The following is a 12,812-nucleotide window of genomic DNA, read 5'->3' on the forward strand; positions in this document are numbered from 1 at the left end:
CGACACCCGCCTCTACGGCACGGCGACGGCACGGGCATGGGACCGGCTCCACCCGCGGTTGACCCGCCGAGCCGCCTGGATCGACCATGCTGGCCCGTTGCCCCTCATCGAGGGGGCCGTCATCCGCCTGGCCGTGGAAAGGCTGCCGTCCGGCGGGGTGAACAAGCCAGTGTGGCTGTGGTGGTCGGGCACCGGCGCCACCGCAGCGGACGTCGATCGCTGCTGGCAGTCCTTCCTTCGGAGATTCGACGTGTTGACTGAACTAACTCTGACGTTTTCGCAGGTCAGTGGCCCTTCTGCTAGCTTCCCGGCATGCTTGATCCAAGTGGTCCCGGGAGGGATCTAGCGAACCTTGCCCTGCCTGAAATCGGTCAGCTGCTTGAGACAGGGAATCCGTGGGAGCCTTACCGGCTGCTGAGCCCTTCAGGAGAGCTTGTCGAACCGGTCGCGGAGTACTTCAAGGACCTACTCGCAGCCGATTCCCCGGCGACCACGCTTCGTTCGTACGGTCACGACTTGCTGCGCTGGTGGAGATTCCTCTGGGTATTCGGGATTGAATGGGACCGAGCCACGCGTGAAGACGCTCGGGACTTCATGCTGTGGATGCAGCTCGCTAACAAACCCGTTCGGGTGCACTGGCGCCGCCGCGGCCAGGACTCTGCAGAGAAAACACCGGATTCGAGCCCCAATCCCAACAAGCCAACACCGGGGTCACCGAACCCCGTGACCGGGAAGCCGACTATCGGTACGAAGTATGCCGCCACCACTCAAGCCCATTGCGAGACGGTCCTAAGGACCTTCTACGGCTTCCACCTGGAGAACAACAGCGGGTCGCTGCTGATCAATCCATTCCCACTGGATCGATCGCGCAGACGCGGCAGGGCAAACGCCCATCACAATCCGATGGATAACTTCAAGTCCCAACGGGCTGGCCGATATCGGCCCAAGGTCCCTGAGCGGATTCCACGGCGAATACCGGACGCCAAGTACACCGAGGTCTTCGCTGGCCTGCACTCGCACCGAGACCGTGCCCTGCTGGCCTCCTGGGTCTCGACCGGCGCTCGCTCAGAGGAACTGCTCACAAGCAGACAGCGCGACGTGATTCCCGGGCAGCAACTCATCGGCGTAATCCGCAAAGGCACCAGGATCTACCAGCAACTGCCCGCATCGCCGGATGCGTTCGTTTGGATTCGACTCTACCAAGAAGAAGCCTGGCGCAAAGGTGTCCCCCGAGGGCGTGACCTGCCGCTGTGGTGGACATTGCGGTGCCCTTGGCGATCCTTGAACTATCACGCCGCCCGCGCGATGTTCGTCCGCGCTAACACGCTCCTAGGCTCCAACTGGACCCTTCACGACCTCAGGCACACCGCCACCTTTCGAATGACTGAGGACCCGGAGATGTCCATGGCCTATGTCCAGCACATCCTCGGTCACAAGTACCAATCGACCTTGCAGAAGTACATCAATCCCAGCAGAGATGAAGTCATCGAAGCAGGGATTGCACACCTCGCCCGCCAAGAACACAAGCGGAACAACCCGCCACCTTCCCTGCCGGCCCCAGGCTACAGCCCTGAGTCCCTCAACATCCTGTTTGGAGGACCACTCGCATGACGGTGTCGAGTTCCGCAACGACCGAAACGAATATCGCCTCGGTTCAGACCACCAGGTCCCTGGCCGGGGCGGAATCAGTGGCACTGCAACGGAAGTTCCCGGCACGGCCTCGGATTACTTCTTGGCCCGATAGTGCCGCAACTAAGAAGCAGGTACTTGAACGCCTTCAGAAGCCACCTCTGAAGGTCGCGAGTGCGTCCGCGCAGAGCAATCGGACGGTCGGGGCCCGGTTGCTTCTTCTGTGGCTGGAGACGTTCCCCGGCAATACTTGGCAAGAGCGATGGCAGGCCAGCTCGGCTGCAGCCACCCCAAAGGGGTGGTCCGAGAAGGTCCGAGAGTGGGGTCTGTCGATTGGCAGGAGCCCTTCCCAAGCCTCGCTCCAGTCTGGGCTGCTGGCCCTAATCTGCGCAGATGTCATCCGACCAGAACTTTCCTGGATCACTACGAACGCCTCCAGATATCTGCGGCCGGCTATAGCGGCAGCACGCGATCCCGAAGGATTCGCGCAATTGGAAGCGGGTGTCCCAGCTGCCGCCCGTTCTACCGCTCACGTTTCCGAGGCCCAAGGGGCGATTGCCCAAATCATGGCGGCCTTCGGGGGGAAGGTCCAAGACATCGTCGTTGGGGACCTACTGATGCGACTGCAGGCGCCGAACAGCGATACCCGGACCACTCGGGGGGTCCGCCTTGCCTATGCCTGGCTCCGCGACCGCGGCCAGTTCCCGGCAGACGCACCAGGAACGCTGCGTCACACAAAGAACCGTTCCGGACAGGTGAGTCCAGCAGAACTCGTGGACCGCTACCACCTGCGATGTCAACCTATCCGGGACCTCATCGTCGACTACCTCACCGAGCGCCAACCCACGCTGGACTACAACTACCTCAAGCGCCTTTCATCGATGCTCGCCAGCCAATTCTGGGGCGACCTCGAACAACACCATCCCGGCATCAACTCACTCCACCTGCCAACTGAGACCAGTGCCGCTTGGAAAGCCCGGCTTGCAACGAAGACCGTCCGAAAGAAGCAGCGGGATGGCACCATTATCGAGATCTCCGAGCCTCGCTCTGGCACACCAGCCGTCAAAATGGCAGTGCGGGCGTTCTACCTGGACATTGCCCAGTGGGCCCTGGAAGAGCCGGAACGGTGGGGCCGCTGGGCCGCACCCATCCCGATCAACGAGGCCGAGTGTTCGGTCAAGAAACTCGTCTCACGACAGAAATCCAAGTCTGACCAGCGCACCAGGGAACGACTCCCCGTCCTGCCGGCACTCGTTCGAGTCGCTGACCGTCGACTCAAGGAGGCCAAAGCCCGTCTCGACGCTCTGCATGCGGCGCCCCTCGGTTCAACTTTCACAGCGCTCGGGGAAACTTTCACATCCCCCAAGGCCACCAGTCGCGCTGACGGACAGCCGGTGGCCGCCCGCGATGCACGTGGTCGCCGACGAGATCTTGGAACAGAGGAGAAACGAGCATTCTGGGCATGGGCAACCATCGAGATACTCCGTCACACAGGAATCCGGATTGAAGAGCTCCGGGAGCTCAGCCATCACAGCATCATCAGCTACAGACTTCCCAGTGGGGAGATTGTCCCACTCCTGCAAATCGCACCCTCCAAGACAGACCAAGAACGCCTTCTGCTCATCAGTCCAGAGCTTGCAGACGTGCTCAGCGCCGTCATCTCGCGTGTTCGAGATGCAACCGGTGCCGTGCCGGCGATCCCCAACTACGACCAGCACGAGAGGATCTGGAATGCACCTATGCCACTCCTCTTCCAATGGACTGTGGGTCACGAGAGCCGTCCGATCGCGGAGATGACCATCCGTGAATCCCTCAACGAGACGCTCGAAGCATCAGGAATCACTGATAATTCTGGCGAGCCTTTGGTGTTCCAGCCCCACGACTTCCGCAGAATCTTCATCACTGATGCCATCCTCAATGGCCTTCCACCGCATATTGCCCAAGTGATCGCAGGACACGGCAACATCAACACCACCATGGGATACACTGCGATCTACACAGCGGAGGCCATCGAAGCACACCGCGCCTTTATCGCTCGCCGCCGCAACCTCAGGCCAGCCGAGGAATATCGTGCAGTCACTCCGGATGAGTGGCAAGAGTTCCTTGCGCACTTCGAGCGGAGAAAGCTCGCGCTGGGAGAATGCGGACGCGCCTATGGAACTGACTGCATCCATGAACATGCATGCGTCCGTTGCCCGGTTCTCATAGTCGACCTGCATGAGAAGCCGCGGCTAGTCGAGATCCGCGAGAACCTCAAAGATAGAATCGCCGAGGCTGAACGTGAAGGATGGCTCGGTGAAGTTGAAGGACTCTCTGTCAGTCTGGCTGCCGCCGAGGAGAAGATTTCTCAACTCGAATCACGAGAAGAGAAGAAGAAGGCACCCGTATTCCTCGGAATCCCCCACCTTGGCGAGCTCGCTGTCCGCACCGTCGACGCTCGTGGAGGTGCGGCCGTGATCTCCGCCGAGGGAAATGAGGCATCAGCATGATCAACCCTTCCCGGGCTTTCGCTTAGTTCAGAGAAGACATTGAGCACACATTCCGGACGCTCAAGCAGACCCTCGGGTGGGTGAGACCGCGGCTTCGCGATCCGGCTGCGGCGGACCGCTGGACGTGGCTGGTGCTCGCCGCACACACCCAACTCCGGCTCGCCCGAACACTGTCCGGCGACCTTCGCCGACCGTGGGAGAAGCCCGCCCCACCGAACAAACTCACACCGGCCCGCGTCAGGCGGGGGTTCAGGAACCTCCGCGCGCGGACGGGTTCCCCAACCAGTGCACCGAAACCTTCGCGACCTGGCTCCGGACGCCCGCCCGGCTCGAAGAACCAACGCCCGGCGCAGCGTTACGAGGTGGGAAGAGCACTTGCTACGGGCCAGGCATACAGCCGCCCAACCCACCACAAAGTCGGTACGAAACCACGGCGCACAGCTTAAAAAACAAGCTAAGGGCCTATCCGACCCTGACCCCATCGGACAGGCCCCGGCAGTGGTCCGACCCGGCCGGCCTCAGCCGAGCCGGATGTGGTGGAGCATCAGCAGGGCCGCGGCCATGTTCGCGGCCGGCACCTCCCCCCTCGCCACCATGTCGGGCACCAGCTTGAGGTCGACCCACTCCCGCCGGTCCGACTCGAAGTCGTCCTGCGGAACGCCCAGGTACTCGGCCTTGTCGGACCAGTAGATGTGGTGCCGCGCGTCGGTGAGGCCGTTGGACGGCTCCACCGAGAGGAGGTGGTGGAGGGGTCCGGGTCGCCACCCGGTCTCCTCCTCCATCTCGCGCGCGGCCGCGACGACCGGGTCCTCCCCGTCCTCCACGACACCGGCGGCCAGCTCCCAGCCCCAGCTGTCGGTGATGAAGCGGTGCCGCCACAACAGCAGCACCTCATTGGCCTCGTTGACCGCGGTGGCCACCGCGACCGGCCGCATCCGGATCAGGTAGTGATCCAGATGACGGCCGTCGGGGAGCTCCACATCGGCCAGGTTGACCCGGAACCAGGGATTCGCGTAGACCGGCTTTTCGCTGAGGTTGTTCCAACGCACGTAACTGCCACCTTCCGCTTGAGGGCCGGCAAGGTGACACGAGCCCGGTCACAGCGGAACGCGCAGCACCTCGTCGATGAGATCGGCAGCCTCGTCCGTCGCGGAGCTCCCGGTCTCCGCCAGATGCTCGCGCACGGCCCGCAGCCGGTCCCGCAGGCGCTGCGACTCCATGCCCCGAGCCTGCTCCGTCATCTCCGCGGCATTGGCCACGGCCCGGTCCGCATCCCCTTGGCGCAGCTCGATATGGGTGAGCATGGCCAGCCGGTGAACCCGGCCACGGTCGTGTGCGGGGGTGTCCACGGCGGCGTCCGCCTGCTCCCGGGCGGACCGCAGGTCCCCCAGGCTGAGCAGCGCCTCCGCCACTTGTACGTTCACCAGGCCCGGCTGCACATAGCCGGTCTCGGCGGGCTCCATCCCGGGGCGGATCCGGTCCGCCGCGGCCTCGGCCCGTCGGATGCAGTCCAGCGCGCCGGAGCCGTCGCCCAGCCGCGCGTACGCCTTGGCCTGCATCGCATGGAGATCGGACGACAGCGCCGGAGTGAGCTGCCCGCCGGCGGTGCGCAGCGCGGCCTCCGCGAAGGCGACCGCCTGGCGGTACTCCCGTACGAAGAGGGACTGGTTGACCAGCAGCGCGATGATGTACGCGCCGAGACCGCGGTCCCCGCTGGCCTTGGCCAACCGCAGCGCCTGATGGAAGTAGCGCTGGGCCAGCCCGAGAGCGTCCGAGTCGTACGCGCAGATGCCCGCGACGGCCACCAACCCACCGGTGGCCCGGTGCAGTTGACGCCCCGTCGCATCGCTGTAGCTGCCCCGCAGCAGCGGCGCCGCCTCGGCGTTGAGGAATCCGACGATGCGTGTTCTGGTAGCGATACCACCCGCCTTCCGGTACATCTGCTCGTAGTGGGTCCGCGCCGCCCGGAGCATCTCGATGTCGGCCATGCCGACCCGGGTCAGCCCCTCGCGCGAGACGTCGAAGTCCTCCGGCGGGTTCTCCCACTCCCAGACCGGGATGATCGCCGACGTACCGGTGAGCGCGGGCGCCGCGACCACGTGCGGCCGCTGCTGTTCGTCGGACCGCCACAGCGCGGTGGCCCGCTCGACGAACCCCGACAGCGGGGTGTCCGGAGCCCGGCGCGCCCCCGGGCCGCTGAGCCCGATGTCGCCCAGGCCCACCGGCCGGCGCAGCCGCTCGCCGAGCACCTCGCAGATCAGGTCCGGCACTTGGCCGCGCGGGCGCTGCCCCTTGAGCCAGCGCGCGACGGCGGTGTGCTCGTAGCGCAGCGCGAGCCCGCGCCGCCGCCCGAGTTCGTTGATCCGGGCCGCCAGCCCGGCGTGCGAGATACCGGCCTCGTCCAAGATCGCGTCGAGCAGGGTGTTGGGCTCCATGGCTCGCCCCCCAGGGACGTAAGGACTCCTTAAGTCCAGCGTAATCAGGGGGAGTTCACACGGGGTGTGAAGCGGCCACGAGCGGGGCGCGGGCCCGCCCGGGGTCGGGTATGGGTGGGTTGTGGCGAGTTATGGGTGGCCGGAAAGCGACGGGCCCCCGTCCGCGGAGCGTGGACGGGGGCCCGTTCGGGGCCTCGATGGGCCGGGCGTCAGCCGCGCAGGGTCGCGCCCACCCGCTCGACCGCGACGGCGACCGCCGCGTCCCGGGCCGCCGTGGCCTCCTCGGCCGTCAGCGTCCGGTCGGACGCCCGGAAGCGCAGCGCGTACGCCAGGGACTTCTTGCCCTCGCCCACCTGCTCGCCGGTGAAGACGTCGAACAGCCGCACCGACTCCAGCAGTTCGCCGGCGCCGGCCCGGAGGGCGGCCTCGACGTCCGCCGCCGCCACCGACGCGTCGACGATCAGCGCGACATCCTGCGTGGCGACCGGGAAGGTGGAGATCCGCGGCGCCTGCTGGGCGCCGGCCGAGGCCCGCTCCAGCCGGTCCAGGTCGATCTCCATCGCGCTGGTGCGCTCGGGCAGACCGAGCGCCTTGACGACCCGCGGGTGCAGCTCACCGGCGTTGCCGACGAGGACCTCCTCGCCGTCGACCATCGCGAGCAAGGCCGCGCACCGGCCGGGGTGCCACGGGGCGTGCTGGTCCTGACGGACGATCAGCTCAACTCCCGCCTCACGGGCCACGATCCGGCCCGCCTCGATGGCGTCCGCCCAGCTCGTCGGGTAGCCCTCGCCCCACCAGCCGGCCTGCTCGCGCGCGCCGGCCAACACCACGGCGGCCCGCCGCGGCTGCTGCGGCAGCGAGGCGTCCAGCGAGGCGATCTCGTCGTCGGTCGGCCGGCGGTCGACCACCAGCCGGCGGGCCGGCTGCTCCTGACCGGTGGCCCGGAACACCGGACCGGTCTCGAAGAGCGCCAGGTCGTGGTTGCCCCGGCCGACGTTGCGGCGCAGCGCGCCCAACAGCCCGGGGACCAGGGTGGTGCGGAGGTCCGGCTCCTCGTCCGAGAGCGGGTTCACCAACGTGACCGCGTCCCGCCGCGGGTCGTCCGCCTCGATGCCGAGCTGGTCCAGGACGGCCGAGCCGGTGAACGGGTAGTTCAGCGCCTCGACGTAGCCGGCGCCGGCCAGCGCGCGGCCGACCCGGCGATGCAGGCGCTGACGCTCCGTCAACCCGCGGCCGGCCGGCGGCAGCGGCAGCGTGGAGGGCAGGTTCTCGTAGCCCTCCAGCCGAATGACCTCCTCGGCCAGGTCGTTGGGGTCGCTGAGGTCGGGGCGCCACGACGGCACCGTGACCACCAGCTCGTCCTGGCCGTAGACGTCGCAGCCGACCTGCTGGAGGCGGCGGACGACGGTCTCCCGGCCGTAGGCGACACCCGCGACCTTGTCCGGGTGGTCCGCGGGGATGCTGACGGTGCGCGGCCCGCGCGGCGAGACGATCTCGGTGACGCCGTCCTCGACGGTGCCGCCGGCGAGCAGCACCAGCAGGTCCACGGTGCGCTGCGCCGCCGCGGATGCCGCCTCCGGGTCCACCCCGCGCTCGAAGCGCTTGGCGGCCTCGGAGGAGAGCCGGTGACGGCGGGCGGTGCGGGCGATGGAGATCGCGTCGAAGTGCGCGGCCTCGATCACCACGTCGGTGGTGCCGTGCAGTTGGCCGGACTCCGGGTCGGCGGTCGGCGCCGCGATCTCGGTGTTGGCGCCGCCCATCACGCCCGCCAGCCCGATGGGGCCGCGGTTGTCGGTGATGACCAGGTCCTCGCCGTCCAGCACCCGCTTGGTGCCGTCGAGGGTGACCAGCTCCTCGCCGGGGGTGGCGCGGCGGACACCGATCGGGCCGTCGACGGTCGCCCGGTCGTAGGCGTGCAGCGGCTGACCCAGCTCCAGCATCACGTAGTTGGTGACGTCCACGGCCAGCGAGACCGGGCGCATGCCGGCCTTCTGCAGCCGGCGCTGCATCCAGATCGGGGTGCGGGCCTCCGGGGCCAGACCGCTGACCGTACGGGCGGTGAAGCGGTCGCAGCCGATCGGGTCGGCGACCTGGACCGGGTAACCGCCGGCGTTCGGCGGCGCCACGTCCAGCAGCGCCGGGTCGCGCAGCGGCAGGCCGAAGGCGATGGCCGCCTCGCGGGCCACCCCGCGCATCGACAGGCAGTAGCCGCGGTCCGGGGTGACGGCGATGTCCAGCACCTCGTCGCGGAGCTCCAGCAGCTCGATCGCGTCAGTGCCCACCTCAGTCTCCGGCGGCAGCACGATGATGCCGTGGCTGCCGTCGTCGCCCATGCCCAGCTCGTCGCCGGAGCAGATCATGCCGTGCGACTTCTTGCCGTAGGTCTTGCGGGCGGAGATCTTGAAGTCGCCGGGCAGCACGGCGCCGGGGAGGACGACCACGACCTTGTCGCCGACCGCGAAGTTCCGCGCACCGCAGACGATCTCCTGCGGCTCGCCGGTGCCGTTGGCCTGGCCGACGTCCACCGTGCAGAAGCGGATCGGCTTCTTGAAGCCCTCCAACTCCTCGATGGTCAGCACCTGGCCGACGACCAGCGGGCCGCTGAGGCCGGCGCCGAGCTGCTCGACGGTCTCGACCTCCAGGCCGACGCCGATGAGCTTCTCCTGCACGTCACGGCCGGTCGTCGCCGCCGGCAGGTCGACGTATTCCCGCAGCCAAGAAAGCGGGACCCGCATCAGATCTCCATCCCGAACGGCCGGGTGAACCGGACGTCGCCCTCGAACATGTCGCGCATGTCTTCCACGTTGTGCCGGAACATCAGCATCCGGTCGATTCCGAACCCGAAGGCGAAACCGCTGTACTTCTCGGGGTCCACACCACAGGCGATCAGCACCTTGGGGTTGACCATGCCGCAGCCGCCCAGCTCGATCCAGCCCTCGCTGGAGCAGGTGCGGCACGGCCGGTCCGGGTTGCCCACGGACGCGCCGCGGCAGACGTAGCAGACCATGTCCATCTCGGCGGACGGCTCGGTGAACGGGAAGTAGTTCGGCCGCAGCCGGGTCTTCATGTCCGGGCCGAACAGCGCCTGGACCATGTGGTCCAGGGTGCCCTTGAGGTCCGCCATGGTCAGGCCCTCGTCGACGGCGAGCAGCTCGATCTGGTGGAACACCGGGGAGTGCGTGGCGTCCAGCTCGTCGGTGCGGTAGACCCGCCCCGGGCAGACGACGTAGACCGGCGGCTCGCGGTCGACCAGCGTGCGGGCCTGCACCGGCGAGGTGTGGGTGCGCAGCACCACGCCCGACTCGGCCGAGTCGGCCTCGGCGCCGTTGGCCTTCACGAAGAAGGTGTCCTGCATCTGGCGCGCCGGGTGGTCCGGCACGAAGTTCAGGGCGTCGAAGTTGAACCACTCGGCCTCGACCTCGGGGCCCTCGGCGACCTCGTAGCCCATCGCGACGAAGACGTCCGCGACCCGCTCCATGAAGGTGGTCAGCGGGTGCCGGGCGCCGGCCGGGACCCGGTCGTACGGCAGCGTGACGTCCACCGCCTCCTCGACCAGGACGCGGGCGTCGCGCTCCGCCTCCAGTTCCTCCTGACGGGCCTTGAGCGCCTGGTTGACCCGCCCGCGGGCCTGGCCGACGCGCTTGCCGGCGTCCGCCTTGGCCTGCGGCGGGAGGGCGCCGATCTCGCGGTTGGCGAGCGCCAGCGGCGAGGTGCCCCCGGCGTGCGCGGTCTTCGCCTGGGCGAGCGCGTCGAGGTCACCCGCGGCGGCGATGGCGGCCAGCGCCTCGTCGACCCGTCGGGCGATCTCTTCCGGTTTCAGGGCTTCGACCTCGACAGGGTCGTACGACTTATTGGGTGCGGACATCTCTTCCCGTGCTTCCGGTGGTGTGGCTTGGCGCGGCTCGCTTCGCCTCGGCTCTGCGCCCGCGTGTCCGCGATGCCTGTGCGCCAAAGGTGCCAAAGGTCAAGTCTAAGGGGCGGGCCACCCGCCCCTCGGTCGGGGCGCCCGCCGCGCCCGCCCGTCGCCCGGCCACCACCCCTGTCCGACGCTTCGCGTCCCCCTCTTCACGCCAGGAAGGCCGGCGCCGCGACGGGCAGGCTGAATCGGAACTGGGCGCCGCCGGCCGGGGCCCGGCCGACCGTGATCGTGCCGCCGTGGGCCTCGACGATGCCCTTGACGATGTAGAGGCCGAGTCCGGTGCCGCCGCGCTTGCTGCCCCGCCAGAAACGGGTGAACACGCGGCTCATCGACTCCTCCGGGATGCCGGGTCCCTCGTCGCTCACGGTGACGCTCGTCCCCTTCCCCCCGCTGGTGTCCTTCGCCGGTCCGACCTCGATGGTGACCGTTCCGTCGCCGTGGCGCACCGCGTTTTCCAGGAGGTTGCCGAGCACCTGGTCCACCTTGTCCGGGTCCGCCCACAGGTCGGGCAGCGGCTCCATCATCCGGATCAGGAAACGGTCCGGCCGCTGGCCCGCGGTGGTCTGCGCCTGCACGTGCCGCCGCACCGCGGCGATCATGTCGACCCGCTGCCGACGGACCTCCAACCGCCCGGAGTCGATCCGGGAGATGTCCAGCAGCTCGGCGATGAGCCGGGTGACGCGGTTGGCGTCGGCGTCCACCGTCTCCAGCATCAGCCGCTTCTGGTCGTCGGTGAAGCGTTCCCACTTCTGGAGGAGGGTGGCGGTGAACCCCTTGACGGAGGTCAGCGGCGAGCGCAGCTCGTGGGCGACGGTGGCGATCAGCTCGGCGTGGCTCAGCTCGGTGCGCCGCCGGGCCTCGGTGCCGCGCAGCGCGATCACCAGCCGCCGCACCGGCCCGGCCGGCCGACTGCGCACATAGCGCGCGGAGACCAGCACCTCCCGCCCGCCCAACAACAGGTTCCGCTCCGGCTGCCCGCGGCGGATGGCCAACCCCCCGTACGGGTCCGTCACTTGCCACCACCGACGGCCCTCCAGGTCCTGGAGCGGCAGCGCGTCCCCCACCGGCCGGCCCAGCGCGTCCGGCGCGGCGATCCCGGTGATCCGGGCGGCGGCGGCGTTGAAGCAGATCACCCGGCCGTCCTCGTCGGCGACGACTAGGCCGTCGGGGAGGTCGTCGGGCGCCACCCCGAGCGGCCCCGCGACCACGCCGGACGCCTCGGGCCCGCCGTCGGCAGCGGTCGCCGCACTGGCCGAAGTCCTCGCCGTCATCGCCCTGTTACCCCCTTCCGGGCCGGAGCTGGTCACACTACTAGCTCGGCCCGGCCCCACCGTCGGGATCGCGACTACGCCCCTCCCGCGGGTGACGTCGCGCGGCAGCCGCCGGTCGTGCGCTGGGCGCGCGCGGACGCGTAGAGGCACACCGCGGCGGCGGTCGCGAGGTTGAGGCTCTCGGCCTTGCCGTGGATCGGCACCCGCACCACCGCGTCGGCCAGCGCGCGGGTCTCCTCGGGCAGCCCCCACGCCTCGTTGCCGAAGAGCCAGGCGGTCGGCCCGCCCATCGAGCCGGCGTCCAACTCCGCGTCCAGATCGCGGTCGCCGGCCCCGTCCGCGGCCAGCACCCGCACCCCGGCGCCCGACAGCCCGGACACCACCTGCTCGACCGGCACGCCCACCGCGACCGGCAGGTGGAACAGCGAACCCACCGACGCCCGCACCGACTTGGGGTTGTAGAGGTCCACCGAGGCGTCGGTCAGCACCACCGCGTCGGCGCCCGCGGCGTCCGCGCAGCGCAGCACCGTACCGGCGTTGCCGGGGTCGCGGACGTTGGCCAGCACCGCGACCAGTTGCGGGCGGGCGGCCAGGATCTCCTCGAACGGCGAGTCCAGGAACCGGCAGACGCCGACCAGCCCCTGCGGGGTGACGGTCTGCGAGACGTCCGCGACGGTCTTGTCGTCGGCGAAGTGCACCGGCACCCCGGCAGCGCGCGCCGACTCGACGATCTCGGCGTGCCGCTCGGCGGCCTCGACGGTGGCGAACAGCTCGATGAGGGTGGGCGATCCGCCGGCGCGGTGCGCGACGGCCTCGCGGACGGCCTGCGGGCCCTCGGCGATGAACCGGCGTTCCTTGCCCCGGAAATGGCGCCGGGCCAGCCGCCGGGCGGCGGCGACTCGCGGGGAACGCGGGGAGATCAGCTCGGGGGTGCCCATGGGCGGCGGCTCGCTTCTTTCGATCGGTGCGGGGACCCGGCGCGGACCGGGCCCGGAAACGCGGCGGACCCGCAGGCCGGGGCCCGCGGGTCCGCAATCCCGACGTCTTGCCGACGTCAGTGCGCTGTCAG

At 69.0% G+C, this 12,812-nt stretch carries 8 protein-coding genes and 2 pseudogenes; 4 read left to right on the forward strand and 6 right to left on the reverse strand.

The genetic code is table 11. From position 1 onward, the window contains the following. From ACFVFQ_RS35790 to ACFVFQ_RS35805, 4 genes and pseudogenes are all read left to right on the forward strand, one after another. Positions 1-253, forward strand: a pseudogene (locus ACFVFQ_RS35790) (transposase); the annotation flags it as partial. A 59-nt stretch (positions 254-312) separates the two neighbouring features. Continuing rightward, entirely contained in the window at positions 313-1,611 is a 1,299-nt protein-coding gene (locus ACFVFQ_RS35795) for a tyrosine-type recombinase/integrase (protein ID WP_383424382.1), read from the forward strand. A 584-nt stretch (positions 1,612-2,195) separates the two neighbouring features. Then, positions 2,196-4,118 (forward strand): tyrosine-type recombinase/integrase, encoded by a 1,923-nt coding sequence (locus tag ACFVFQ_RS35800; RefSeq protein ID WP_383424384.1) that lies wholly within the window; start codon positions 2,196-2,198, stop codon positions 4,116-4,118. Positions 4,119-4,147: 29 nt separating this feature from the next. Beyond that, positions 4,148-4,564 (forward strand): annotated as a pseudogene (locus ACFVFQ_RS35805) (transposase); the annotation flags it as partial. A gap of 72 nt (positions 4,565-4,636) precedes the next feature. Here the strand turns inward: ACFVFQ_RS35805 and ACFVFQ_RS35810 are convergent. The 6 genes from ACFVFQ_RS35810 to ACFVFQ_RS35835 form a co-directional block, all read right to left on the reverse strand. Further along, entirely contained in the window at positions 4,637-5,167 is a 531-nt protein-coding gene (locus ACFVFQ_RS35810) for an NUDIX hydrolase (RefSeq protein WP_383424386.1), read from the reverse strand. A 48-nt stretch (positions 5,168-5,215) separates the two neighbouring features. Next, positions 5,216-6,553 (reverse strand): transcriptional regulator, encoded by a 1,338-nt coding sequence (locus tag ACFVFQ_RS35815; protein WP_383424388.1) that lies wholly within the window; start codon positions 6,551-6,553, stop codon positions 5,216-5,218. Positions 6,554-6,762: 209 nt separating this feature from the next. Continuing rightward, entirely contained in the window at positions 6,763-9,288 is a 2,526-nt protein-coding gene (gene pheT, locus ACFVFQ_RS35820; RefSeq protein WP_383424390.1) for a phenylalanine--tRNA ligase subunit beta, read from the reverse strand. Further along, complete coding sequence (pheS, locus tag ACFVFQ_RS35825; RefSeq protein WP_383424392.1) at positions 9,288-10,418, reverse strand: phenylalanine--tRNA ligase subunit alpha; 1,131 nt, start codon at positions 10,416-10,418, stop codon at positions 9,288-9,290. The genes pheT and pheS overlap by 1 nt, the downstream gene beginning before the upstream one ends. 200 nt (positions 10,419-10,618) lie before the next feature. Beyond that, positions 10,619-11,743, reverse strand: coding sequence for an ATP-binding protein (locus tag ACFVFQ_RS35830; protein ID WP_383424394.1), 1,125 nt, complete (start codon positions 11,741-11,743; stop codon positions 10,619-10,621). A 74-nt stretch (positions 11,744-11,817) separates the two neighbouring features. Further along, positions 11,818-12,681 carry a TrmH family RNA methyltransferase gene (locus tag ACFVFQ_RS35835; protein ID WP_383424396.1) on the reverse strand — a complete coding sequence of 288 codons (864 nt, stop codon included), beginning with the start codon at positions 12,679-12,681 and terminating at the stop codon, positions 11,818-11,820. Between the last annotated feature and the right edge of the window lie 131 nt (positions 12,682-12,812).

The sequence above is a fragment of the Streptomyces sp. NPDC057743 genome, from assembly GCF_042798755.1.
GTDB lineage: Bacteria > Actinomycetota > Actinomycetes > Streptomycetales > Streptomycetaceae > Streptomyces.